The 23,766-nt window shown below is 49.2% G+C and carries 23 protein-coding genes and 1 pseudogene; 11 read left to right on the top strand and 13 right to left on the bottom strand.

Annotation, left to right across the window (positions count from 1 at the left end; genetic code table 11):
* Positions 1-51: 51 nt before the first annotated feature.
* Positions 52-498, bottom strand: a complete 447-nt coding sequence (gene iscR / locus HMPREF2700_RS05860) for a Fe-S cluster assembly transcriptional regulator IscR (RefSeq protein WP_003680774.1) — start codon at positions 496-498, stop codon at positions 52-54.
* 360 nt (positions 499-858) lie between these two features.
* Here iscR and HMPREF2700_RS05855 point away from each other — a divergent pair, with 360 nt between their 5' ends.
* A complete protein-coding gene (locus HMPREF2700_RS05855; protein WP_070590936.1) occupies positions 859-2,031 on the top strand; it encodes an alpha-hydroxy acid oxidase in 1,173 nt (390 codons plus the stop codon).
* 61 nt (positions 2,032-2,092) lie between these two features.
* Here HMPREF2700_RS05855 and dsbD read toward each other — a convergent pair whose 3' ends face one another.
* A complete protein-coding gene (gene dsbD / locus HMPREF2700_RS05850; RefSeq protein WP_070590934.1) occupies positions 2,093-3,898 on the bottom strand; it encodes a protein-disulfide reductase DsbD in 1,806 nt (601 codons plus the stop codon).
* A gap of 218 nt (positions 3,899-4,116) precedes the next feature.
* On the bottom strand, positions 4,117-4,890 hold the full coding sequence (gene folE2, locus HMPREF2700_RS05845) for a GTP cyclohydrolase FolE2 (protein ID WP_070461792.1): 774 nt from the start codon (positions 4,888-4,890) through the stop codon (positions 4,117-4,119).
* A gap of 178 nt (positions 4,891-5,068) precedes the next feature.
* On the opposite strand from folE2, the gene HMPREF2700_RS05840 reads away from it, so the two are divergent.
* The 5 genes and pseudogenes from HMPREF2700_RS05840 (at position 5,069) to HMPREF2700_RS05820 (ending at position 9,237) form a co-directional block, all read left to right on the top strand.
* Positions 5,069-6,226 carry a trans-sulfuration enzyme family protein gene (locus tag HMPREF2700_RS05840; RefSeq protein WP_049344451.1) on the top strand — a complete coding sequence of 386 codons (1,158 nt, stop codon included), beginning with the start codon at positions 5,069-5,071 and terminating at the stop codon, positions 6,224-6,226.
* Between the two features lie 49 nt (positions 6,227-6,275).
* Positions 6,276-6,473, top strand: a pseudogene (locus tag HMPREF2700_RS05835) (hypothetical protein); the annotation flags it as partial.
* 350 nt (positions 6,474-6,823) lie between these two features.
* Positions 6,824-7,267, top strand: coding sequence for an META domain-containing protein (locus HMPREF2700_RS05830; protein ID WP_070590932.1), 444 nt, complete (start codon positions 6,824-6,826; stop codon positions 7,265-7,267).
* Positions 7,268-7,365: 98 nt separating this feature from the next.
* Positions 7,366-8,145 (top strand): ferredoxin--NADP reductase, encoded by a 780-nt coding sequence (locus tag HMPREF2700_RS05825; RefSeq protein WP_070590931.1) that lies wholly within the window; start codon positions 7,366-7,368, stop codon positions 8,143-8,145.
* Between the two features lie 81 nt (positions 8,146-8,226).
* Entirely contained in the window at positions 8,227-9,237 is a 1,011-nt protein-coding gene (locus HMPREF2700_RS05820) for an adenosine deaminase (RefSeq protein ID WP_070590929.1), read from the top strand.
* A 44-nt stretch (positions 9,238-9,281) separates the two neighbouring features.
* Here HMPREF2700_RS05820 and bioB read toward each other — a convergent pair whose 3' ends face one another.
* Entirely contained in the window at positions 9,282-10,334 is a 1,053-nt protein-coding gene (bioB, locus tag HMPREF2700_RS05815; protein WP_070590928.1) for a biotin synthase BioB, read from the bottom strand.
* Between the two features lie 217 nt (positions 10,335-10,551).
* On the opposite strand from bioB, the gene miaA reads away from it, so the two are divergent.
* The 3 genes from miaA to hpnC are packed head-to-tail and all read left to right on the top strand — an operon-like array spanning position 10,552 to position 13,088.
* Positions 10,552-11,493, top strand: coding sequence for a tRNA (adenosine(37)-N6)-dimethylallyltransferase MiaA (gene miaA / locus HMPREF2700_RS05810; protein WP_070590927.1), 942 nt, complete (start codon positions 10,552-10,554; stop codon positions 11,491-11,493).
* A 3-nt stretch (positions 11,494-11,496) separates the two neighbouring features.
* A complete protein-coding gene (gene tadA, locus HMPREF2700_RS05805) occupies positions 11,497-12,219 on the top strand; it encodes a tRNA adenosine(34) deaminase TadA (RefSeq protein WP_070590925.1) in 723 nt (240 codons plus the stop codon).
* A 53-nt stretch (positions 12,220-12,272) separates the two neighbouring features.
* Positions 12,273-13,088, top strand: coding sequence for a squalene synthase HpnC (hpnC, locus tag HMPREF2700_RS05800; protein WP_070590924.1), 816 nt, complete (start codon positions 12,273-12,275; stop codon positions 13,086-13,088).
* A 48-nt stretch (positions 13,089-13,136) separates the two neighbouring features.
* Here the strand turns inward: hpnC and htpX are convergent, their stop codons facing one another.
* The 6 genes from htpX to surE form a co-directional block, all read right to left on the bottom strand.
* Entirely contained in the window at positions 13,137-13,976 is an 840-nt protein-coding gene (gene htpX, locus HMPREF2700_RS05795; protein WP_070590923.1) for a protease HtpX, read from the bottom strand.
* 192 nt (positions 13,977-14,168) lie between these two features.
* Positions 14,169-15,077, bottom strand: a complete 909-nt coding sequence (hemF, locus tag HMPREF2700_RS05790; RefSeq protein WP_070590921.1) for an oxygen-dependent coproporphyrinogen oxidase — start codon at positions 15,075-15,077, stop codon at positions 14,169-14,171.
* A 197-nt stretch (positions 15,078-15,274) separates the two neighbouring features.
* The gene (locus tag HMPREF2700_RS05785; RefSeq protein ID WP_070590941.1) at positions 15,275-15,808 is read right to left on the bottom strand and encodes a C40 family peptidase; all 534 of its coding nucleotides are present in this window, start codon (positions 15,806-15,808) and stop codon (positions 15,275-15,277) included.
* Between the two features lie 43 nt (positions 15,809-15,851).
* A complete protein-coding gene (locus HMPREF2700_RS05780) occupies positions 15,852-17,375 on the bottom strand; it encodes a phospholipase D family protein (protein ID WP_070590919.1) in 1,524 nt (507 codons plus the stop codon).
* 78 nt (positions 17,376-17,453) lie between these two features.
* Positions 17,454-18,365, bottom strand: a complete 912-nt coding sequence (locus HMPREF2700_RS05775) for a peptidoglycan DD-metalloendopeptidase family protein (protein WP_070590917.1) — start codon at positions 18,363-18,365, stop codon at positions 17,454-17,456.
* Between the two features lie 93 nt (positions 18,366-18,458).
* Positions 18,459-19,214 (bottom strand): 5'/3'-nucleotidase SurE, encoded by a 756-nt coding sequence (surE, locus tag HMPREF2700_RS05770; RefSeq protein ID WP_003686460.1) that lies wholly within the window; start codon positions 19,212-19,214, stop codon positions 18,459-18,461.
* Positions 19,215-19,312: 98 nt separating this feature from the next.
* On the opposite strand from surE, the gene HMPREF2700_RS05765 reads away from it, so the two are divergent.
* On the top strand, positions 19,313-19,651 hold the full coding sequence (locus HMPREF2700_RS05765; protein ID WP_070590915.1) for a cupin domain-containing protein: 339 nt from the start codon (positions 19,313-19,315) through the stop codon (positions 19,649-19,651).
* Between the two features lie 55 nt (positions 19,652-19,706).
* On the opposite strand, the gene HMPREF2700_RS05760 is transcribed toward HMPREF2700_RS05765, so the two are convergent.
* Positions 19,707-20,075 carry a rhodanese-like domain-containing protein gene (locus HMPREF2700_RS05760; RefSeq protein WP_070590914.1) on the bottom strand — a complete coding sequence of 123 codons (369 nt, stop codon included), beginning with the start codon at positions 20,073-20,075 and terminating at the stop codon, positions 19,707-19,709.
* 112 nt (positions 20,076-20,187) lie between these two features.
* The gene (locus HMPREF2700_RS05755) at positions 20,188-20,523 is read right to left on the bottom strand and encodes a carboxymuconolactone decarboxylase family protein (RefSeq protein ID WP_003680742.1); all 336 of its coding nucleotides are present in this window, start codon (positions 20,521-20,523) and stop codon (positions 20,188-20,190) included.
* A 128-nt stretch (positions 20,524-20,651) separates the two neighbouring features.
* Here HMPREF2700_RS05755 and HMPREF2700_RS05750 point away from each other — a divergent pair, with 128 nt between their 5' ends.
* A complete protein-coding gene (locus HMPREF2700_RS05750) occupies positions 20,652-21,608 on the top strand; it encodes an AraC family transcriptional regulator (RefSeq protein ID WP_070590913.1) in 957 nt (318 codons plus the stop codon).
* Between the two features lie 101 nt (positions 21,609-21,709).
* Here the strand turns inward: HMPREF2700_RS05750 and typA are convergent, their stop codons facing one another.
* Entirely contained in the window at positions 21,710-23,521 is a 1,812-nt protein-coding gene (gene typA / locus HMPREF2700_RS05745) for a translational GTPase TypA (protein WP_049329418.1), read from the bottom strand.
* Positions 23,522-23,766: the final 245 nt, after the last annotated feature.

Below are 23,766 nucleotides of genomic sequence, written 5' to 3'. Positions count from 1 at the left end.
GGTTTGCTCTTTCGTTTGGTCATCTGCCTGCGGTCTTTGCCGCAAGTCGGTTTAATGAATGTGTGTAAAGGTAACGACATGACTGCTGTCGCTGCAGTTTTTTTGTTCAATGATACTTTGCAGCGTAACGCCGCTGAGGTAATCATTGATGGTTTTGTTTAAGTTTTCCCAAAGGTCGTGGGTCAGGCAGGGGGCACCGTGGTTGCAGTTTGCTTTGCTGCCGCACTGCGTGGCATCCAGTCGGTCTTCGGCTGCGGAGATGATTTGTGCAATATTGATTTGCTCGGCGGGAGCGGCAAGGATGTAGCCTCCGCCGGGGCCGCGTAGGCTTTCAACCAATCCGGCACGGCGCAGCTTGCTGAATAATTGTTCGAGGTAGGAAAGCGATATGCTTTGTCGTTCGCTGATGGCACTGAGTTTGACAGCGCCGGTTTGCGCGTTCATCGCCAAATCTATCATGGCGGTTACTGCAAATCGCCCTTTGGTAGTCAGTCTCATGGTGTGGTTGCCTGTGTGGGGCGTTTTTATTAGTGGGGAGAATTGTCTAATATCTGAGTGTTTCAGTCAAGTATGTGGCGGCTCGGTTTGATTGTTTGTTTAAATGGTGACGTTGGCTGATTTTTAAATCGGAAAATATTTTCTTTATTTTTCTGCAATTTGAATTTAAGGCCGTCTGAAAAAAGGCTATCAACCCTACAAATATCAGGGTTAAAATGTTTTGATTTAATACTGATAGTGATATAGATTATCAAAATTATTCTTAAAATTTAGTTGTTTTGATGGAGTAAAATAAATGAGGTGTTTGAAATGTTCAGACGGCCTTGACCATCCATCTTACCTTAACAGAGGCAATCGACAATGAAATCTGATTTAAGCAAAATAACCTGTATCGAAGACTTGCGTCTTGTTGCCAAACGTAAAATGCCGCGTATGTTTTATGACTATATTGACTCAGGCTCTTGGACGGAAACCACTTATCGTGAAAATACTTCGGATTTTAAAGACATCCGTTTCCGTCAAAAAGTATTGGTTAATATGGAAGGACGCAGCCTTGAGACCAAAATGATCGGACAGGATGTGAAAATGCCGGTGGCGATTGCACCGACGGGTTTTACCGGTATGGCGCATGCCGACGGTGAAATCTTGGCGGCGCGGGCGGCGGAAAAATTCGGTATCCCGTTTACGCTGTCGACCATGTCCATTTGTTCGATTGAAGATGTGGCTGAAAACACCAGCTCGCCGTTTTGGTTTCAGCTTTATGTGATGCGCGACCGCGAGTTTATGGAGAACCTGATTAAGCGTGCGAAGGATGCCAAATGTTCGGCTTTGGTATTGACTGCCGATTTGCAGGTTTTGGGTCAGCGCCACAAAGACATCAAAAACGGCCTGTCTGCGCCACCGAAACCGACCATCGCCAATTTAATCAATTTGGCGACTAAGCCCGAATGGTGCATGAAAATGCTGAACACGGAACGCCGCACCTTCCGCAATATTGTCGGTCATGCGAAAAACGTGGGCGATTTGTCTTCGCTGTCTTCATGGACTTCCGAACAATTCGACCCGCGCCTGAGCTGGGACGACGTCGCCCGCATTAAAGATTTGTGGGGCGGCAAGCTGATTATCAAAGGCATTATGGAACCTGAAGATGCGGAAAAGGCAGCGAAAAGCGGCGCGGACGCATTGGTCGTTTCCAATCATGGCGGCCGTCAGCTTGATGATACTGTGTCTGCCATTAAGGCTTTGCCTGATGTGGTCAGTGCGGTGGGCAGCGACATCGAGGTTTGGATGGACAGCGGTATCCGCAGCGGTCAGGATATTTTGAAGGCTTGGGCTTTGGGTGCGAAAGGTACGATGATAGGCCGGGCGTTTCTGTATGGTTTGGGTGCGTATGGAGAAGAAGGCGTAACCCGTGCGCTGGAAATCCTGTATAAAGAAATGGATATTTCCATGGCGTTTACCGGTCATCGCAATATTCAAGATGTGGATTCCAGCATTTTGCGTTCTACGCGTTGGCATCAAGATGAATTTTAATTTCTGAACATAAGAAAAGGCCGTCTGAAAATCTGTTTTCAGACGGCCTTTTTATAGACGGCTATTTCTCGTTTTTGCGATACCATTCGATGAAGGCATCGGGTTTGACAAAGCCTAATAAGGCTTCGCTATGACTACCGTCGGCGCGGACAACAAACACGCCCGGAGGGCCGAAGAGGCCGTATTCTTTCAGTAAGGCCTGATGGTCAGGAGTGTTGGCGGTTACGTCGATTTGGAAGAAGCGCTGCATATCGACTGCTTCGTGTACCTGCGGTTGGTTGAGCGTGTAGGCGGCCATTTCTTTGCAGGATACGCACCAGTCGGCGTAGAAATCAATCAGCACGGGCTTGCTTGGGTCGGCTTTCAAGGCGGCATCCATAGCGGCTTTGAGTTCGCCGACATCGGTAAACATCTTGCCGTGGTCGGTTTCTTGGCCGGTTTCGGATGGCGGAACCAGCGTTAAGAAGTGGTGCAGGGTAGTGGTTTGTTTATTGAAGCTTTGCCAGCCAAACCATGAGCCGCCAATCAGCAGTAAAAAGCCTAATACGGCGGCAACTGTTTTCAGACGGCCTTTTTGTTTGCCGGATTTCGCCAAAAGCATAAGGGCGGGAACAATCATCAGCAAGGTGTAGAGGCTGACTACTGCGAAATAAGGCAGATGCGGTGTGGCAAGATATACGGCAACGGCCAGCAAAATAAAGCCAAATGCGTATTTGATGCCGTTCATCCAGTCGCCTGCTTTAGGCAGGATATGGCCGCCGAATGTGCCGATGATGATGAGCGGTACGCCGGTGCCGAGTGCCAAGACATAAAGCGCAAGGCCGCCCAGTACGGCATCACCGGTCTGCCCGATATAGCCCAAAGCAAATGCCAGCGGGGGCGCAACGCAAGGGCCGACAATCAGGGCAGACAAAATACCCATGATGAAGACGGAAATGATTTTGCCGCCGGAGAGTTTGTTGCTTTGGTTTTGGAAATAGGATTGGACGGAGTTGGGCAGCTGGATATTGAAGAGGCCGAACATGGACATAGCCAGTACCACCATCAACGCGGCGGCGGCAAGTACGACCCAAGGCTGTTGCAACCATACGGTCAACAGCGCGCCGGTCAAGCCGGCAATCACGCCGACCAAGGTATAGGTCAATGCCAAGCCTTGTACATACACCATAGACAAGGTGAACGCGCGGCCTTTGCCGGCTTTTTTATCGCCCACGACAATGCTGGAAACAATCGGCAGGAGCGGATACATACAGGCTGTAAAGCTTAAGCCCAAACCTGCGACAAAAAACGCCAACAGGTTGGCGTTTAAAGTATCCCAAGAGAGCTTGAAGCGGCTGCTGTCGGGATTGTTTGTACTGGGTTGCGTGGGCATTTGGCCGTCTGAAGAGGCGGACGGTTGCAAAAAGCGGTCTTTGGCAGAAACCGGCTCATCGTTTTGTGGCTGGTAAACCCCGTCGCCTTTTACGTCAAACTCGGTGTCCACAGGTGGATAACACACACCCACTTCGGCACAGCCTTGATAAGTCAGCGTCAGTTTGTATTGCGGCGCGGCTTGTTTGTAAGGCAGGTCAACCTGTGCGGTATGGTGGTAAACCGTTTGTTTGCCGAAGAATTCGTCTTCTTTTTCTTCGCCTTTGCTGAATTTGGGTTCGGCCAAGACTTTGTCAGGATTGGTCGCAGCAACGATTTTGGACTGGTACATATAGTAGCCGTCAGCGATCTTGAACTGAACGCTGATGCCTTGATCGGTTACATTGACTTGAGGTACAAAGGCTTGCTCTGGAGGCAGCAAATCATTGGCGTCTACTGCGAATGCGAAGCTGCTCAAGCCTAAAAATGCAATGAGGAAATAAAGGAATTTTTTCATAGTATCTACGGAGATGCCGTTGAGGAACCGTCATTATAAATGATGGAAAAAATAAACGGCTTAATTTATGTTAAATATTGCGAGAGAAATCTAATGCTTTTGAATTATATCGAAATAGGGTTGCCCATATATGACCGATAGTCTCATGTTATCGTTCAATCTATGCCAAAGGCCGTCTGAAACGTTCAGACGGCCTTTGTTCCTCTTCGGCTCGGCTTTTAAGGATAAGCGATATAAGCGTAAGCGGAATGGTTGTGTATCGATTCGAAGTTTTCGCTTTCGACGACGAACGATTCGATGCGTTTGTCGGCAATCAGCGCAGTGGCCACATCGCGAACCATGTCTTCGACAAACTTCGGATTTTCGTATGCTTTTTCTGTTACATACTTCTCGTCAGGGCGTTTGAGCAAACCGTAGAGCTGGCAGCTTGCTTGCGCTTCGACGTAATCGATGATTTCTTCAATGCCTACATCCGCGTTTGCAATCAGGCTGACGGTCACATGCGAACGTTGGTTGTGCGCGCCGTATTGGGAAATTTCTTTGGAACACGGACACAATGAAGTAACCGGAACCATTACTTTCAGATTGTGGCTGTATGTGCCGTTTTTGATTTCGCCAGTCAGGGTAACATCATAGTCGAGCAGCGATTGGATGCCGGAGACGGGCGCACTTTTCTTGCGGAAAAACGGGAAGGAAACGCTGATTTTGCCGGAATGCGAATCCAACAGGGCAACCATATCGGCGGTCAGTTTGTGCAGCGTATCGAAATCCAAAGCATCGGTTTGTTTTTCCATCAGGGCGACAAAGCGCGACATATGCGTGCCTTTTTGGTCGGCAGGCAGGAAAACCGTCATGGTCAGGCGGGCGACGGTGGATTGTTCGCCTTCTTTGCTTTTAAGGGAGATTGGAAAGCGCAGGTCTTTGATGCCGACCTGATTAATCGGCAGGTTGCGTAAATCGCGGCTGGATTGCACGTCTGCAATGGCGTTCATGCGTGGTATGTCCTTCATGATAGGATTGTTGAGATGCGTGTGGAGGGAATCGGCTCGTGTCGGCCGATTTGCAAATGCGAGATTATATCACTTGCTTTATCCGCCTGCATTGATTGTTTCTATTTTTCAGATAGTGATAAAATCTTCGATTATTCACATCTATATAGGCAGAGACCAAATGAAATTCGCCACGAAAGCCATTCATTCCAGCTACGATTGCGACGAACACAACCGCGCGCTGATGCCGCCGATTTATCAAAACAGTATGTTTGCGCTGCACGAGATTGGCGAAAATGTACCTTACCGCTATTCGCGCCTGAGCAACCCGACCCGTCAGGTATTGGAAGATACCGTTGCCGATTTGGAGCATGGTGCGGCCGGCTTCGCGTTTTCCAGCGGTATGGCGGGGATTGATGCCGTATGGCGTACTTTCCTGCGTCCGGGCGATACCATTGTCGCGGTCGCCGATATTTACGGTGGCGCTTATGATTTATTGGTCGATGTTTATCAAAAATGGGGTGTAAACGTTGTTTTTGCCGATTTGGGCAATCCGGATAATCTGGACGAACTGCTCAAAGCGCACAATGTCAAACTGGTTTGGCTGGAAACGCCGTCCAACCCGCTTTTGAGATTGGTAGACATTAAAGCGCTTGCCGCGAAAGCCAAAGCAGCCGGTGCACTGGTCGGCATCGACAATACCTTTGCCACGCCATATCTGCAACAGCCGTTGGATATGGGTTGCGATTTTGTGTTCCACTCTGCTACCAAATATTTGTGCGGCCATTCCGACGTACTAATGGGCGTAGTCGTTGCCAAAACCAAAGAACTGGCTCAGCCTTTGCACGACATGATGGTTCATACCGGCGCGATTGCAGGCCCAATGGACTGCTGGCTGGTGTTGCGCGGTATCAAAACACTGGCTCTGCGCATGAACGCCCATTGCCAAAACGCACTCGAAATCGCACGCCGTTTGGAAGCCCATCCTGCCATTGAAAAAGTGTTCTATCCCGGCCTGCCGTCGCACGAACATTATGAACTCGCTCAAGCACAAATGCCCAAAGGCATCGGCGGCGTGGTTACGGTTTATCTCAAAAATGACACGCGTGAAGCGGCCAATAGCGTGATTAAAAACATGAAACTGGTCAAAATGGCTTCCAGCCTCGGCGGCGTGGAAAGTTTGGTCAACCATTGCTATTCCCAATCCCACAGCGGCGTGCCGCATGATGTGAAAATGGAAATGGGCATCAAAGTCGGCCTGCTGCGTTTCTCTGTCGGTATTGAAGACGTTGACGATATTTGGAACGATATTTCCAAAGCATTGGATACGACTTTGTAAATAAGGCTTATTGGTAGCTGAAATGCTAGCAATCATTATGGGGTGTAAATTGAAAACAAAATCTAAAAAACTTTTTAGGCTTGTTACCTTATTTGTAGCGGCATTCTCCATCTCTACGCCTACGGTAATGTACTTCAGTACAGGCGAAGCGACATTAAATCTTTTTGTTGAGGGTTTTTGGGTAATTGGATTACTCCAATCACTCGTTTTTGTTACCATTGTAGACTATTACACCGAATCTAAACACGCAAGTAAGTATTTTTCTGCTACAGTTAAAACAAACATGAGACAAACCAATGGCAAATGGCGGCCTGTTGATATGCCTATTGGTGGTTGGAATTCCAAGATTCAAGGTAATGATCCATTTGCGGAATTTCATGACGAATTTTTTGAAAAAGAAATGAGACAAAACGATCCATTTTACGCTCATGAAGTTGATAACATTTGGCATGGAACGCACTTAGACTCGAGTTCTGAGGAGTATTGGAAATAAAAAAATGGTTAAATTATCTATGTCTCTAATACCTTACCAATTGAAAGACCGTCTGAAAGTGAATGGTTTTTCAGACGGCCTTTAGTAATACATAAGGAATAGATATGAAAACATTATTCGGTGTATTGATGAGTATGGTGGTTTTGGCAGCTTGTACATCTCCTTCAGTATCTCAGCCTGGACAAGCCTCTAAATCGCAGGTACAAACTCAACAAACGGCGCAGCCTACTTTAGCCGCCAAATGGCGTGTTGTCGCTTTCAATAAATTCACCGAAAAAGATTTGGCCGGTACTGATGCCTATCTGGATTTGAGCGAGATGCCTAAGGCGTATGGCAAGATGGGGTGTAACGGTATGATGTTTCAAGCCAATACGATTGGTTCGGACAAAATTGATTTTGGCCATATTGCGGTAAGCATGATGCTGTGTGAAAACATGAAGCTGGAAGATGCGTTTTTGCGCAAACAAAGCGTGTGGAACTATCGTTTTGACGGTAACGATTTGATTTTAGAACAAAAAGGCATCAGTATCCGTTTGCGCCGTGAATAATCTTAAAGGCCGTCTGAAAATAAATATTTCAGACGGCCTTTTGAATCTTTATAATAAGCCCTATTTGAAACTGATACCGAATATCAAGGAAACCTATTATGGCAGCTTCTCCAGAAGCCAAGTTTACCGAAGAAAAAGTCTTGTGGATCAAACACCATACGCCTAAGTTGATGACTTTTGCCATCAGCCGCCCCGAGTCCTACCGTTTTTCGGCAGGGCAGTTTTCGCGCCTTGGTTTCCGTGACGGCGAGGGCTTTATTTGGCGCGCGTATTCTGTCGTGTCTGCCGAATACGCCGATACGCTTGAGTATTTCGCGGTGTTAATCGAAGGCGGTCCGATGTCGACGCGTTTTGCCGCGATGAAAGAGGGCGATACTATTTTGCTGGATAAAACGGCTACCGGTTTCCTCTTGCCCGAGCGTTTCCCCGACGGAAAAGATTTGGTCATGCTCTGCACGGGTTCCGGCATTGCGCCTTTCCTCTCCATTATCGAGCAGCCTGAAATCTGGCAGCGTTTCGATCGTTTGGTTTTGGTGCATTCAGTTTCTTACGGCGACGAGTTGATTTTCAACCAACGCCTTGCCGATTTGAAAGGGCATCCGCTTATTGAAGAATATTTCCATAAATTCACTTTTGTTCCGGTTACCACGCGTGAGGAAACGGAAGGCGCATTGAGCGGCAAACGGATTCCCGAATTGCTGAAGAATAGCGGCTTGGAAGAGAAAGTCGGCTTCAAGTTCACCAAAGCGGATACGCGCTTTATGGTCTGCGGCAATCCGGCAATGGTCAAAGACACTTTCCAAGCCCTAATGGATTTGGGCTACGCCATGCACCGCAACCGCATCCCCGGCGAAATCATGATGGAAAATGGTTTTTAACAGATAAATGGTCAAAGGCCGTCTGAAAGTTTCAGACGGCCTTCAATATTAAATAAATATAAACCGAAAAACAGAGAAAATATGAATATCAAACAATTGATCCAAGCCCTGCCCAAAGCCGAGTTGCACGTCCATATCGAAGGGACGTTCGAGCCGGAGTTGATGTTTGAAATCGCCAAGCGCAACCACATAGCGATTCCTTATGAAAATGTCGATGCGGTACGGCAGGCTTATGATTTTCACAATTTGCAGTCGTTTTTGGATATTTATTATGCCGGTGCCGGCGTATTGTTGCATGAGGCGGATTTTTATGATTTGACCCGCGCGTATCTTGAGCGTTGCCATGAAGACAATGTCGTGCATACGGAAATATTTTTCGATCCGCAAACCCATACTGCGCGTGGCGTGGCGTTTGAAACCGTAATTAACGGCATTATCCGCGCCTGTCGTGAAGCCGGGCAGCAATGGGGCATAAGTACGCGTTTGATTATGTGTTTCCTGCGGCATTTGTCGGAAGAAAGCGCATTTGAAACCTTAAATCATGCTTTGCCTTATAAAGAACACATCATCGGCGTAGGCTTGGATTCGAGCGAGCTGGGGCATCCGCCGTCTAAGTTTGGGCGTGTGTTTGCGCAGGCGCGGGCGGAGAGTTTGTTGACGGTGGCACATGCCGGAGAAGAAGGCCCGCCGGAATATGTTTACGAGGCTTTGGACTTGCTGCATGTCCGCCGTATCGATCATGGCGTACGGGCGGAAGAAGATGAGGCCTTGATGGCACGTTTGATTGCAGAGCAAATGCCGTTGACCGTTTGCCCGTTGAGCAATTTGAAATTAAAAGTGTTCCCTGAAATGGCAAAACACAATTTGCGCCGTATGTTGCAACGCGGCGTATTGGTAACCGTCAATTCCGATGATCCGGCGTATTTCGGCGGCTATATGAACCGCAATTTTGAAGTACTTGCCGAGGCTTTGGATTTGAGTGCGGAAGAAATCAAAACCTTATGTGCCAATTCGTTCCGCGCTTCGTTTTTGAGTGAGGTGGAAAAGGAAGAGTGGATACGGAAGATTGAAAGTTTTAATGTTGAATCATGATAAAAGGCCGTCTGAAAGTTTCAGACGGCCTTTATTGATGGCGGTTAATAGTCGACTTTGATTTTGGGCGTTTCCTGTGCGGCTTTGTATTCTTCTTCCAATTCAAAGCGCAGCGGATACAAATTCAATTTTTCCATCAGCAGGCGGTCGCCGTCTTCGTCCGGATTGCCCGTAGTCAGCAGCTTGTCGCCGTAGAAAATCGAGTTTGCGCCAGCCATAAAACACATGGCCTGCATGGATTCCGGCATATTGCTGCGGCCTGCGGAGAGGCGGACGTAGCTATGCGGCATGGTAATGCGTGCGACGGCGATGGTGCGGACAAATTCCGTCCAGTCCAAATCTTCGGCATCGGCCAGCGGCGTGCCTTCTACTTTAACCAACTGGTTAATCGGCACGCTTTCGGGTTGCGGGTCGAGGTTGGCAAGGCTGGCAATCAGGCCTGCGCGTTCGGCGCGGGTTTCGTTCATGCCGACGATACCGCCGCAGCAGACTTTCAAACCGGCATTGCGGACTTTGCCCAAAGTATCCATGCGGTCTTCGTGTTTGCGGGTGTGGATGATGTCGTTGTAGCGTTCGGGGTCGGTGTCGAGGTTGTGGTTGTAGTAGTCCAAACCGGCTTTTTTGAAGTCTTCAGCCATGCCGTCTTCGAGCATGCCGAAGGTGCCGCACACTTCCATGCCCAAGCCTTTCACCGCGCTGATGATTTCGGAAACAACAGCCACGTCTTTGGGTTTGGGTCCGCGCCATGCTGCGCCCATGCAGAAACGGCTGGCGCCGCGCGATTGGGCAATTTTGGCTTTTTCGACGATTTCGTCCACATCCATCATCTGCTCTTTGCCCAGATTGGTGTTGTGGTGTGCCGATTGCGGGCAGTAGGCGCAGTCTTCGGGGCAACCGCCGGTTTTGATGGAGAGCAGGGTGGAAAGTTGGATTTCGCGCGGGTTGAAGTTTTCGCGGTGGATTTCGGCGGCTTGGAAAACGAGGTCGAGAAAAGGCAGTCCGAACAAGGCCTCGACATCGCATTTTTTCCAATAACGCGCAGTCGGATGCGGCTTGCGCTCGGTTTGACGGCGCAAGGCTACGGGAGATACGGTCATAGTGTGTTCTTTCGTGTTTACAGCGACGCAGTGTCGCTGACGGCTTGACTGCCGGCGCAATGACGGCAGCAGCAGGTTTGAAATCAATATAAAAGGCCGTCTGAAACGGCGCAGCAAGTGTAACGCTTTTGATAATGTAGGGCAAATGTTTCAGACGGCCTGAAATATGGTTTGCCCGGGTTTGCTATAATCGCATTTTTAATTTTTCCGTTTTCTTATGAACGCGCCCAAAGCCTTCGCCGTACTCGGCCCGACCGCCGGCGGTAAAACCGCACTGGCCTTAAATATTGCCCAATCGTTGCCGGTGGAAATCATCAGTTTGGATTCCGCGCTGGTGTATCGCGGCATGGACATCGGTACGGCCAAACCGACTGCCGAAGAGCTTGCCGCCGTACCGCATCATTTGATTGATATTATCTCGCCGCTGGAAAGTTACAGCGCGGCGGATTTTGTCGGCGACTGCGTGCGCTTGGTGAACGAAATACATGAGCGCGGACGCTATCCGCTGATTGTCGGCGGTACGATGATGTATTTCCACGCGCTGACAGAAGGTTTGAACGATTTGCCCAGTGCGGATGCGGCGGTGCGCGCGCAGCTTCAGTCGGAAAAAAACGAACACGGTCTGGCAGGCCTGTATCGCCGTTTGCAGGAAGTTGACCCGATTACGGCAGGCCGTCTGAAAGCCAATGACAGCCAGCGTATTGAACGCGCTTTGGAAGTCTATCTTCTGACCGGCAAGCCTTTGAGCGAACATTTCACAGAGCAGAAGCAGGCTGCGCCCTTATTGGATTTATGCACGGTTGCCCTTATCCCCGAAGACCGCCATTTGTTACACCAGCAAATCGAAAAACGCTTTTTAAATATGCTGGAACACGGTTTTCTCGATGAAATGCACGGCTTACGCCGTGATTATCCGCAGCTGCATGCCGATATGCCGTCTATGCGCTGCGTGGGCTACCGTCAGGCTTGGGATTATCTCGAAGGCGAAACCGATTATGACACATTTGTCGAAAAAGGCATTATCGCCACGCGCCAGCTTGCCAAGCGCCAGTTGACCTGGTTGCGGAAAATTCCTTTGGCGCATACGTTAGATTCTTACGCAGACGGCGATTATGTTCAGACGGCCTTAGCCTTGGCGCGTCAGCATTTTCAGGAATAATCCATGCTGAACACGCCACCACTTGCGCCTAAAACATTGGCCGCGCTAAAAGAATTGGGTATTTGTACACGGGAAGATTTACAGGAAATCGGCGCAGTCCGCGCATTTCTATTACTGAAAGCGTCTGGTTTGACCGTAACCAAAAGCACTTTGTGGCAACTGGATGCGCTGGTTTCGGGTGTGGATGTTCGACATATTTCCGAGGAGAGAAAGACGGAGCTGGGCGAGGCTTTGAAAAACCATCCGCCTGTTGCCGTTTTCCCTTCTCAAAACGATATGGAAGCCTTTATGCGGCTGGCGATAGAACAGGCCAGACAATCGGCGGCATTGGGCGAAGTGCCCGTTGGCGCGGTCATCGTATATCAAGGCAAGGCAATCGCAGCGGCACACAATACCTGCATTGGCGACCACAATGTCAGCCACCACGCCGAAATCAACGTGCTTGCCGCCGCTGGCAAAGCCTTGCAAAACTACCGCTTGGAAGACTGCGACGTGTACATTACCTTAGAGCCTTGCTCCATGTGCGCATCTGCCTTGATACAGGCACGGGTCGGGCGCGTGATTTATGGCGCAGCCGAAGCCAAAACCGGCGCGGCAGGCAGCGTGGTCGATTTGTTTGCCGACAAACGTCTGAACAAGCATACCGCAATTTTGGGCGGTATATTGGCAGAAGAATGCCAAAGCGTATTGCAGGATTTTTTTGCGGCCAAACGTAAGGCCGTCTGAATTTCAGACAGCCTGTCAGCAAAAACACTTTATTTTAAATTTTCAGATTTCCCATGTCAGTCGATCATTACGAAAACTTCCCTGTCGGCTCCATTGTGCTGCCGCGCCGTTTGCGCAAGCCGGTTCACGCCGTTTACGCTTTTGCGCGAACGGCGGACGATATTGCCGACGAAGGCAATGCCGAAGCAGCCGAACGCCTGCGCCAACTGGACAAACTGAAGGCAGAGTTAGACCGCATTGCACAAGGCAGGAAGCCGCAAACGGCATTGATGCAGCGTTTGTACAACGAAGCGATTGAGCCGTTTCAATTACCGTTGCAGCCGTTTTATGATTTGCTGGCGGCGTTCAGCCAGGATGTGGTCAAAATCCGTTACGAAAACTTTGGGGAATTGATTACCTATTGCCGCTTGTCCGCCAATCCGGTGGGGCGCATTATGCTGCATTTGTACGGGCAAACCGATGAAGTGAGCATGGCGCAAAGTGACGGCATTTGCACTGCCTTGCAGCTGATTAATTTCTGGCAGGACGTGGCGGTAGATTGGCAAAAAGGACGCGTGTACATCCCTCAGGAAGATTTGCAGAAGTTCAAAGTCAGCGAAGAGCAGATTGCGGCCGGTAAAGCCGATTTTGCTTTTCAACGATTGATAGCGCACGAGTGCCAACGTGCCTTTCAAATGCTGAAGGCAGGCTCGCCGTTGGGCAAAACCCTCAAAGGACGAATCGGTTTTGAGCTGCGCATGATTATTGTCGGCGGCCAGTTGATTTTGCAGAAGCTGGACGGTTGCAAATATGACGTATTTAACCAGCGCCCGCTGTTGGATAAAAAAGACTGGATGATTATCATCAAACGGGCTTTGATGAAGAAATAAAAAAAGGCCGTCTGAAATGGATGTTTCAGACGGCCTTGATGTTTTCGATTAGCGGTTTTTCAAACGGTTGATGCGGTTGTCCAAAGAAGGATGGGTACTGAACCAAGAATCTTTGGCTTCGCTAGCAATGCCCATTGCGGTCATGGTTTGCGGCAAATCGCTGGTACCGCCTTTTAAGCGTTGCAGGGCGGCAATCATTTTCGGCGCGCCCACCAGTTTTGCAGCGCCCGCATCGGCGCGGTATTCGCGTTGGCGGCTGAACCACATCACAATGATGCTGGCGAGGAAGCCGAATACGATTTGCAATACCATGCTGACCATGAAATATGTACCCTGCGACGTACTGCCGTCATTGTTGCGCGCCACCATGCTGGAAACGATACGCGCCAAGAAGACGACAAAAGTATTTACAATACCTTGAATCAGCGTCAGCGTTACCATATCGCCGTTGCCGACGTGCGCCATTTCATGCGCCAAAACGGCTTCGACTTCATCGCGGGTCATGTGGTCGAGCAGGCCGGTGCTGACAGCGACGAGCGAGCTGTTTTTGGTTGCGCCGGTTGCAAAGGCGTTAGGCTCGGGAGAGTCGTAAATGGCGACTTCCGGCGTTTTCAGATTCCATTGGCGGGCTTGCGCTTCAACAGTTGCCAACAGCCAAGCTTCTTCTTCGCTTTGGGGCTGGTCGATGACGACGGCGCCGACCGAATGTTTGGCGATGGTTTTCGACATCAGCAGGGAGACAATCGAGCCACTGAAGCCGACGACTGCGGAATAAGCCAACAGGCTGCTGACTTGGTCGGTGCTGTTGATGCCCAAGATGGCCAAAATAACACGGATGACAACCAGAACTGCGATATTGGTTGCGATAAATAAGAAAATGCGTTTCACCGATTATTCCTTTTTAGTGTGGTTTGTGAGGTGATTTTTATATGGGCGCATTGTCTCAAAAACTCTATAGAGAGAAAACAGCGCAATAGGCAAAGGTATGCAAATTCAAAGCAATTGAAGCAAAGGCCGTCTGAAAAAGCAGTATTTATGATTAAAAACAGCTTTTCAGACGGCCTGTATTGCAAACGGATATTATTTTCCGAATTCTTTCAGCCAGTCTCGCGCTACCAAAAATTGATTTAATGCGGCTTCTGGAGAACCTTCTTCCGGTGCATATTGATACTCAAAGCGTACCAAAGGCGGCATGGACATCAAAATGCTTTCCGTACGGCCGCCGCTTTGCAGACCGAACAGCGTGCCTCTGTCCCAAACTAAGTTAAATTCCACATAGCGTCCGCGACGGTAGAGTTGGAAATCGCGTTCACGTTCTCCATAAGGCGTATTTTTGCGTTTGGCCACAATCGGCAGATACGCTGCGATATAGCCTTCCCCAACTGCCTTGATAAAATTCAAGCAGGTATCGAAATCCCAGCGGTTTAAATCGTCAAAAAACAGGCCACCCACGCCGCGAGTTTCGTTACGGTGTTTTAAATAGAAATATTCGTCACACCATTGTTTGAATTCAGGATAAACCGATTCGCCAAATGGCGCGCATACGTCCCGCGCCACTGTGTGCCAATGTACGATATCTTCTTCAAAAGGATAAAACGGCGTCAAATCAAAGCCGCCGCCAAACCACCAAACCGGCTCGGCATTTTCAGGATAGGCAATAAAAAAGCGCACATTGGCATGGCTGGTTGGGACATAAGGATTTTTCGGATGAATGACCAGCGACACGCCCATGGCTTCAAACGCCGCGCCTGCCAATTTCGGACGATGGGCCGTGGCAGAAGCCGGCATTTTTGTTCCCTTTACATGCGAAAAATTCACACCTGCCTGCTCGAATACTGCGCCGTTTTTCAATACGCGGGTTTCGCCGATGCCCAGTTTCCCAGTCCATGCTTCATGCACAAATTTGGCTTCGCCATCTTCTTGCTTCAGAGCGGCGCAGATTTGGTTTTGCAGTGTTTTGAGGAGGGTTAGAACGGATTCTGTGTGCATGATATATCCTTGATGGTTTCGTACTTACAAAATGATGGGGCGGAAGATGATTTAAGCTGTTGAAACTGAGTGTTATCTTTCTATTGCTTTGTTATGGGTAAATTTTTGCATGTGCCTATCTTGCAATCAAGCTTTACTCATCAGCAATAGATTGAAAGGTATCGATGATGTCATGATACCTTTCAGACGGCCTTGATTTATTCGGTAAAAAAGGTATGTGCGCCCAAATAGTTTTTGGCGTAAAACGGAGTGGAAAGTTTTTCGGTTTTGATGGTTTTGCCGCTGCTGGGGGCGTGGATAAATTCGCCGTTGCCGATGTAGAGGCCGACATGGGAATATTTGTGTGCGCCGCCGGTATTGAAAAAGACAAGATCGCCGGCTTTTAATTTGCCGTCGGGAATTTTTCGGCTGGCTGCGGCCATATCACGCGCGGTGCGTGGCAGATTGACGTTGAGGGCGTTTTTATAGACGAATTGGATCATGCCGCTGCAGTCAAAGCCTGTGGCTGTGGTGCTGCCGCCCCATTTGTAGGGTGTACCGATCAGGCCTAGGCTGTGGAGCATTAATTCCTGCGAACCTTGGGTTCGGTCGATATGTGAAATGCGGACAGGTTGGATTGTTCTGGCGGTTGTTTGCGGCTTGTGGGATTTGTGCTTACCGGTGGTGCCGCAGGAGGCCAACAACAGGCTGGCGGTACAAACAAATAAGGTTTTACAGATGAGTCGAGACATGGTGAATTCCTCTGGCTGCATAATTTCTGTTTTCAGACGGCCTCTATAATAATCCTTCTATGGGCAGGATGGACAGGATTTTTGAAGTCATCCGTTTCCAGAACTTGGCTTCGGGTTCGTGTGCGTAAGTTCGTTTTTCGCTTGGGTCATACCAGTATAGTTTGTTGTAATTGCCAAGCGTTACCTGATAGGCATAGCTTGGGGTAGTTGTAACGAGGGTGCGCTGCATTTGGCCTGCGATTTCGGGGCTTTCGATGACGACACCCATTTCGGTATTGAGGCGTGCGGAGCGTGGGTCGAGGTTGAATGAGCCGATGAAAATGCGTTTCTCGTCCACGATGAAAGTTTTGGCATGCAAGCTGGTGGCGGAGCTACCGGTCAAGCCGCGGTCTTTGGAGGTCGGAACGGCGTGGTTGGGTTGAAGCTCATAGAGTTTAACTCCGGCTTTAAGCAAGGGCTTGCGGTATTTGACGTAGCCGGAATGGACGGCGGCAACGTCGGTCGCCTGGAGGGAATTGGTCAGAACGGTAACATCCACGCCGTTGTGAATCAGCTTTTCTATGGCCTTGACGCCTGATTTTGTAGGTACAAAATAAGGGGAGACAAGGTAAACGCTTTTTTCTGGTTGCTTGAGGGCGTCTTGCAGGCGTTCGGAAATAGGCGGTTTGTGCCGGTCGCGGTCTAAGCCTTTGGCCGGGTCATCGCTGATCAGGCGTGTGCTGACGCTTTGCCACTCCATAAGGTTGCTCTGCATTTTTTGATAGAGGTTGGAGTGTTCTATGCTTTGACGGTAGCGGATGAGCGTTTGATTTTTATCTTGGTCGGTGTAATTGAGCTCTGCCAATCCTTTTTGCAGATTTCCCCGTTTGATGATGCTGGTCGCGTTGTAGGCGGAATGGCTTGCCCAATAGCGGTCGAAGTCTTGGGAAACTTCGGTTACGACGCGGCCTGTGGCGAGGATATCGAGGTCGGCAAAGATGGTATCGTCGTTAACCTTAAAATATTCGTCGCCGATATTGCGTCCGCCCAAAATGGTGGCACGGTTGTCGGCGGTAAACGATTTGTTGTGCATTCGGCGGTTGAGTCGCGGAAAATCGGCAACGTAGCCGAGTGCACGCCATTTTCTGAAAATAAAGGGATTAAACAGACGGACTTCGATATTGGGATGATTGTCGAGTGCCAGCAGGAGATCATCCATGCCGTTGGTGTTGTTGTCGTCCAGAAGCAAACGCACACGGACGCCGCGCTCGGCCGCGCGATGAATCAGGTTCAACAGAAGCTTGCCGGAGATGTCGTTGTGCCAGATATAGTACTGCAAATCGAGGGTATGGTCGGCGGATTCAATCAGGGCAGCACGGGCAACAAAGGCTTCGTGGGCATCGTTCAGCAGATAGATATGGGAAACATCGGTATTGGAGGATGTAGAAGGAATACCTAATGCACTGTCCAGCCGCGGCGTTGCAGGTATGTCAAGATAACTGCTTTGGGTGCGTTCGTCCAATGAAGGCAAAAACGCGGCACAACCGCCCAATAGCAGGGTATAAAGAAAGGGAAGATGAAATTTCATGGGGAACCGGTACAAACAATCCCTACCTAAATGACATTTAGGCAGGGATTGAATTGAAATTAGGTTGCTTGAATCAGCTTAGAAGGCAACATAATTTGCCGGATTGACCGGTTTGCCGTTTTGACGGATTTCAAAGTGCAACTGGGTACGAGATGCATCGGTATTACCCATGTGCGCAATGGTTTGACCGCGTTTAACGGTTTGGTTTTCATTAACCAGCAGGCGTTGGTTGTGGCCGTATGCGCTCAAGAATGAGGAGTTGTGTTGGATAATGACCAAGTTGCCGTAACCGCGCAAGCCTGAGCCTGCGTAAACGACTTTACCGTCTGCCGCTGCAACAACCGGCTGGCCTTGCGTACCGGCGATATCTACGCCTTTGTTGCTGCCGCCGAAGTTGGCGATAACGTTACCGGTAGTCGGACGCTGCCATGTGATGCCGCTGACGTTGCGGCTGCTGCCGGTAGACACGGTTGGTGTATTGGCAGGAGTGCTTGGAGCCGGAGCAGTGGTTGTCGTTGTTGGAGTAGAAGGTTTGCTTGCAGAAGCTGCAGGTGCAACGTAGCCCTCAGGTTTCACGCGCAGGGTTTGACCAATGCTGATGGTATTGTCGGCTAAGTTATTCCATGCACGCAGATTGTCTTGGGTAATGTTGTAGCGTTTGGAGATGTTGTAAACGGTATCACCACGAACAACAGTATGTGTCGCTGCATTAATATCAACAGGCGCATAAGAAGGCGTGTAAGTGCCGGTGCTGCCGCTGTTATATGTTGGAGCAGGTGTACTTGCCGGCGGAGTGTATGGAGCATCTGCCACTGGGCTGGTGTTGGTATTGTAAGGCGCTGCACCGTAAGGATTGTCAGCGGTAGAGCTTGTTGTTGAACCACCGCTTTGTGTGCCGACGACTACAGGAGCCGGTTGTTGGCTGGCACAGGCTGCAAGTAATAAAACCAAAGCTGCCGATCCGGCATAAGATACACTTTTTTTCAACATGTTAATGACTTTCGTATTCGGGTAATTGTTCTCGTCGAGGCATATCATAATAAAAATATGCTTGTTTCTCAAGTGTTCGGCTGTTAGGGACTGTTAAGGCGCAGGGATTTCTGACCAAAAGGAAGCGGTTTGCTCCATTTGTCCGTAGGCAGTCAAATCGACTTGCAGGGGGGTAATCGTGATGAAGCCGGACGCGCATTCGCCAAAGTCGGTACCTTCTTCGCTGTCGGAAACATCGCCGACCGGCCCAATCCAATAAATTTGTTCGCCACGTGGATTATACATGGGAACAATGCTTTGTTCATGATGACGGCGGCCGAGCCGTGTAATTTTTATGCCTTGGATATCCTCAGGTGCGACGGCAGGGATATTGATGTTCCATAAGATGGGTTCGGAAATAGGGCGTTTGAGAAAGTAGGAAAGCAGTATCCAAGCGGCTTTTTCCGCAGTCTCCCAATAACGGCCGCTGGAATCTGCGAGCGAGAAAGCAATGGCGGGAATGCCCATCAGGTAGGCTTCCGTCGCGGCGGCAACCGTACCGGAATAAAGCGTATCGTCGCCCATGTTTGCGCCGTTGTTAATGCCGGACAAGACTAAGTCGGGTTTGAAATCGGCAAGGGCATGCTGGCCGACATGAATGCAGTCGGTCGGGGTACCATTCACATAGTAAAACCCGTTTTCCGCCTGTTTCAGTTGTAAAGGACGGTCTAAAGTCAGGGAATTGCTGACGCCGCTGCGATCGCGTTCGGGCGCAACCACCCTGACATTAGCAAATTCTGCGCACACTCTTGCCAAAACAGCCAAACCAGGCGCAAGATAACCATCGTCGTTTGAGATTAATATGTTCATGTGACAATATTGTGTCTATCGGTAAGATGGGCGGTATTGTACTGGTTTGCTTGAGCGATTGTCCATGAATCGGCAACGTTTGGGCGGAAAGGATAATAATGAAACATTATGAGTTAGACCCCAAAGCTTTATTGGGCGGCGTGATTGCTTCAGACGGCAATCAGGAGATTGTTCAGCTTTCACTGCAGAAGGATAATGAAATTCCGGCCTATGAGGCGGATGCGATTATTTTGCTTTTAGTTTTAAACGGAAAAGCCGAAATCAAAACGGTGGACGCAGTTTTGCAAACCGAAGGCTTACAAGTTATCCGTCTTGAACCGATGGAAGCGCACAGCATTCGCGCCTTGGCCGATAACACCAATATTTTGGTTATCAAACAATTAATTCACGAAACCGGTCTCAGCAAACGTTTGAGATTTGGAAGTTGCTGTCTGTAATGGCAATAAAGGCCGTCTGAAAAGTTTCAGACGGCCTTTTTAAAATCAACTAGATTTATTTCAAACCTTTTTTCACCAAGTCTTCATAACCGCCATGGTTGGTTACGTTAGTGTAGCCGGCTTTTTTCAGCTCAGTCAGCGCGGCTTCTGCACGGCGGCCGCTGCGGCAGTAGAGGTTTACCGGTGCATTTTTATCCGGGCTGACAGATTTGATGCGGTCAACGATTTGGTCATGCGGAATATTGAGTGCACCTTGCAAGTGGCCTTCTTTAAATTCTTCGGCAGAGCGGACATCAATCCAAACGCCTTTTGCTTTTGCAGGTTGTGCCGCGCTTTTTTCAACTTTAGGCAAAGAGGCTGCAGAAGCGGCCAAAGGAGTGGCAACAGCAGCGACAAAAAGTACGGCGGTCAGCAGTTTCTTCATGGTTCAATCTCCTATTAGACAGAAAATAATATGATAACTTTATCAGTTTAGCATTTCATCAGGCCGTCTGAAAGGGGAGTCGGCTTTCAGACGGCCTGATTTTACAAACCGATTAGCGTTGGGTTTCTACTGCTTCCAAAGCGCGCAAAGCGTAGGTATAAGCGGCACCTGCGTTCAGGGCGATAGCGGTGGCCAATGCGCCGGCGATTTCGCTTTCGGTTGCACCCGCTTTAGCTGCAGCGGCCGCATGCACGCTGATGCAGCTTTCGCAACGTGTGGTAATGGCAACGGCAATGGCGATCAGTTCGCGTGTTTTGGCATCCAGTGCTTCGGCAGCGGCTGCTTGATCTAATGCGCCGTAGGCTTGCAGCATTTTAGGATGGTTTTTACCCAGTTCGCCGAATGATTTTTTTACCAAGGCGGTATGTTCAGGCCAGTCTTTAAACATGATATGTCCTTTCTTAATGTGAGTGGATAAGATAAAAAATCCTATCCGTTTGTGTTTGGTGTGTGTATTATTGCAATAATTGGAAGATTTAAATCGTCAAAACATCTCATTTATTGGTAAAAAATACTATGGATATTTTGGATAGGCTGGTCGAATTGGCGCAGGTAAAAGGCAGCGTGGATGTTCAATGTCTGTTTCGGGGGGAATGGTATGTGCGGCATGAACCAAAGCGTGCGCATGGTTTGGTGCATATCGTAACTTCCGGTTCGGGTTATATCCGAATTGATGGGGAGCAAGAGGCCAGGCTGCTGAGTGCTGGGGATATCATTTTTTTCCCGCGCAGCGTAGGGCATACTTTGAGCAGCGATAGCAGTTGTGAAAATCTCGGCGTCAACGTGCTGACGAGTGAAAAAGGTGCATTTAAAGTCAAGGAGAGTCATGCAGGAGGCGATGCGGCTTTGCATCTTTTCTGCGCGCGGTTTGAATATGAAGCGCAGGCGGATATTATGGCAGGGCTGCCTGATACGGTTTTACTGAATATCAACCATCCTTCTTTGCAGTATTTGGTGGCATTGTTGCAGTATGAGAGCGGTCAGGCTTTGTCTGGCTCGGTAGCGGTTGTGAACGCATTGGCTTCGGTATTGTTGGTATTTCTACTTCGAGCCAGCCTGGAGAAAAATGGGGAAGCGCAATTAAGTGGTTTGCTGAATGGTTGGCAGGATAAACGCTTGCGGAATCTGCTTCAGGCAGTAGTGGATAAGCCGGAAGAGGAATGGAATATCGAGAAAATGACCGCGATAGCCAACTTATCTCGCGCCCAGTTGATGCGGGTATTCAAGCAGCAGACGGGAACAAGCCCGCATGCCTTTGTAAACAGTATCCGCTTGCAACAGGGGGCATTATTGTTGAAACAGACGGCGGATCCGGTTTTATCGGTTGCGCTCTCAGTCGGTTTTCAATCGGAAACGCATTTTGGCAAGGCATTTAAAAAGCAATATGGGATATCGCCGGGGCAATATCGTAAGAATGATCGTACTGATGAAGCGGCGGTACAAGCGGAAGAAATGCCGATTTACTTTATTTGAACAGATGATAAAAGGCCGTCTGAAAGTGTAAAAATGAAATCTAGGATTTCTAAAACACTTTTCAGACGGCCTTAATTTTAAAACATATCAATCAAACAGAATCAGTCCAGTTTTTTGAAATGACGGCGACGTTCCAATTCGCTCAGGTAGCGTTTACGCAGGCGGATGGATTGTGGCGTAATTTCAACCAGTTCGTCATCGTCGATGAATTCAACTGCACCTTCCAAAGTCAATTTGATTGGCGTAGTCAGGCGCACGGCTTCATCTGTACCGCTGGCACGGACATTGGTCAGTTTTTTACCTTTCAGAGGGTTTACCACCAAGTCGTTGTCGCGGCTGTGAATACCGATAATCATGCCTTCGTAGACTTTATCGTTTGGAGAAACGAACATACGGCCGCGGTCTTCCAAGTTCCACAGGGCGTAAGCAACGGCTTCACCTTGCTCTTGAGAAACCAGTACGCCGTTGTGACGGCCGGGCATATCGGGTTTAACCGGTGCGTAGTCGTCAAAAACGTGGCTCATCAAGCCGGTACCGCGGGTCAGGGTCAGGAACTCGCCTTGGAAACCGATCAGGCCGCGGGCAGGAATGTGGTACTCCAAGCGGGTACGGCCATTGCCGTCGCTTTCCATATTGGTCAGTTCGCCACGGCGGCGGCCAAGCTCTTCCATAACGGCGCCTTGGTTTTCATCAGGTACGTCCACGGTCAGGTTTTCGTAAGGCTCGCATTTTTGGCCATTGATTTCACGGAATACCACGCGCGGTTTGCCTACTGCCAATTCAAAGCCTTCGCGGCGCATGTTTTCCAACAAAATGGTCAGGTGCAATTCGCCACGGCCGGAAACGCGGAATACATCAGCGTCGGCAGTATCTTCAACACGCAGGGCAACGTTAGTCAGCAATTCTTTTTGCAGACGGTCGCGGATTTGGCGGGAAGTCACGAATTTGCCTTCAGTACCGGCCAAAGGAGAAGTGTTGACCATAAAGTCCATGGTCAGGGTCGGCTCGTCCACGCTTAACATAGGTAAGCCTTTAGGATTGTCTTTGTCGGTAATGGTTACGCCGATACCGATGTCTTCGATACCGGAAATAATCACGATGTCGCCGGCTTCGGCTTCTTCCAAAGGTACGCGTTCCAAGCCTTGGAAACCTAACAGTTGGTTGATACGGCCCTGGGCAACTTGTTCTTCATGATTCATGACGGCAACGACTTGGCCGGGTTTGATGCGGCCGTTCAGGATGCGGCCGATACCGAGGCGGCCGGTGTAGTTGTCGTAGTCCAGTTGGGAAATTTGAAGTTGCAGCGTTGCGTCTGCGTTGCCGCTTGGAGGAGGCGTGTGTTTCAAAATGGTCTCGAACAGAGGGCGCATATCGCTGCTCTCGTCGTTTTCATCCAATTTGGCAAAGCCGGACAGGCCGGAAGCATAGACGATAGGGAAGTCCAATTGTTCGTCGGTTGCGCCCAAATTGTCGAACAATTCGAATGTTTGGTCGATAACCCAGCTTGGACGGGCAGACGGTTTGTCGATTTTGTTGATGACAACGATAGGTTTCAGACCCAAAGCCAAAGCTTTTTTGGTCACGAAACGGGTTTGCGGCATAGGGCCTTCTTGTGCGTCAACCAACAGTACGACGCAGTCAACCATGCCCAATACACGTTCCACTTCGCCACCAAAATCGGCGTGTCCCGGGGTATCTACGATGTTGATGTGGTAGCCTTCGTATTCGATGGCGGTATTTTTAGCGAGAATGGTAATGCCGCGCTCTTTTTCAAGATCGTTGCTGTCCATTACGCGCTCTTCTACTTGCTGGTTGGAACGGAATGTACCGGACTGACGCAGCAATTGGTCAACTAATGTGGTTTTGCCATGGTCGACGTGGGCGATGATGGCAATATTGCGGATTTGTTTCATGATAATTTATGTGTTTCAGCTAGGTGCTTAAAAAAAAGATAACTGGTAATTATAGCACGATTCCTAAGTGTTGACGGAGTAGAAGATTCAAAAAAGTGAGGCAAAAGCAGTTGAGAATAATTCATAATTAAATTTGATTGATTTTGTTGGGTTATTTGCTTTTATTTATGGTTAACGAATGTAAATGTTTTTGAATGATTCAATGGATTCTTAATATCAATGTCAAAAAAATGTTATTAAAAACA

The sequence above is a fragment of the Neisseria sp. HMSC068C04 genome (genome assembly GCF_001810105.1).
Classification (GTDB): domain Bacteria; phylum Pseudomonadota; class Gammaproteobacteria; order Burkholderiales; family Neisseriaceae; genus Neisseria; species Neisseria flavescens_B.
This window is presented reverse-complemented; position numbering and strand designations above follow the sequence as displayed.

Bases quoted from the DNA above. Each gene is read 5' to 3' on its own strand.
- dsbD (WP_070590934.1), bottom strand. From the start codon at position 3,898: ATGAAAAAATTCCTTTATTTCCTCATTGCATTTTTAGGCTTGAGCAGC.
- HMPREF2700_RS05780 (WP_070590919.1), bottom strand. From the start codon at position 17,375: ATGAAATTTCATCTTCCCTTTCTTTATACCCTGCTATTGGGCGGTTGT.
- hpnC (WP_070590924.1), top strand. From the start codon at position 12,273: ATGTCAGTCGATCATTACGAAAACTTCCCTGTCGGCTCCATTGTGCTG.
- tadA (WP_070590925.1), top strand. From the start codon at position 11,497: ATGCTGAACACGCCACCACTTGCGCCTAAAACATTGGCCGCGCTAAAA.
- folE2 (WP_070461792.1), bottom strand. From the start codon at position 4,890: ATGAACGCCATTGCAGACGTGCAATCCAGCCGCGATTTACGCAACCTG.
- HMPREF2700_RS05855 (WP_070590936.1), top strand. From the start codon at position 859: ATGAAATCTGATTTAAGCAAAATAACCTGTATCGAAGACTTGCGTCTT.
- miaA (WP_070590927.1), top strand. From the start codon at position 10,552: ATGAACGCGCCCAAAGCCTTCGCCGTACTCGGCCCGACCGCCGGCGGT.
- hemF (WP_070590921.1), bottom strand. From the start codon at position 15,077: ATGCACACAGAATCCGTTCTAACCCTCCTCAAAACACTGCAAAACCAA.
- HMPREF2700_RS05765 (WP_070590915.1), top strand. From the start codon at position 19,313: ATGAAACATTATGAGTTAGACCCCAAAGCTTTATTGGGCGGCGTGATT.
- HMPREF2700_RS05755 (WP_003680742.1), bottom strand. From the start codon at position 20,523: ATGTTTAAAGACTGGCCTGAACATACCGCCTTGGTAAAAAAATCATTC.
- HMPREF2700_RS05825 (WP_070590931.1), top strand. From the start codon at position 7,366: ATGGCAGCTTCTCCAGAAGCCAAGTTTACCGAAGAAAAAGTCTTGTGG.
- bioB (WP_070590928.1), bottom strand. From the start codon at position 10,334: ATGACCGTATCTCCCGTAGCCTTGCGCCGTCAAACCGAGCGCAAGCCG.
- typA (WP_049329418.1), bottom strand. From the start codon at position 23,521: ATGAAACAAATCCGCAATATTGCCATCATCGCCCACGTCGACCATGGC.
- iscR (WP_003680774.1), bottom strand. From the start codon at position 498: ATGAGACTGACTACCAAAGGGCGATTTGCAGTAACCGCCATGATAGAT.
- HMPREF2700_RS05820 (WP_070590929.1), top strand. From the start codon at position 8,227: ATGAATATCAAACAATTGATCCAAGCCCTGCCCAAAGCCGAGTTGCAC.
- HMPREF2700_RS05750 (WP_070590913.1), top strand. From the start codon at position 20,652: ATGGATATTTTGGATAGGCTGGTCGAATTGGCGCAGGTAAAAGGCAGC.
- HMPREF2700_RS05760 (WP_070590914.1), bottom strand. From the start codon at position 20,075: ATGAAGAAACTGCTGACCGCCGTACTTTTTGTCGCTGCTGTTGCCACT.
- HMPREF2700_RS05840 (WP_049344451.1), top strand. From the start codon at position 5,069: ATGAAATTCGCCACGAAAGCCATTCATTCCAGCTACGATTGCGACGAA.
- HMPREF2700_RS05775 (WP_070590917.1), bottom strand. From the start codon at position 18,365: ATGTTGAAAAAAAGTGTATCTTATGCCGGATCGGCAGCTTTGGTTTTA.
- HMPREF2700_RS05785 (WP_070590941.1), bottom strand. From the start codon at position 15,808: ATGTCTCGACTCATCTGTAAAACCTTATTTGTTTGTACCGCCAGCCTG.
- surE (WP_003686460.1), bottom strand. From the start codon at position 19,214: ATGAACATATTAATCTCAAACGACGATGGTTATCTTGCGCCTGGTTTG.
- HMPREF2700_RS05830 (WP_070590932.1), top strand. From the start codon at position 6,824: ATGAAAACATTATTCGGTGTATTGATGAGTATGGTGGTTTTGGCAGCT.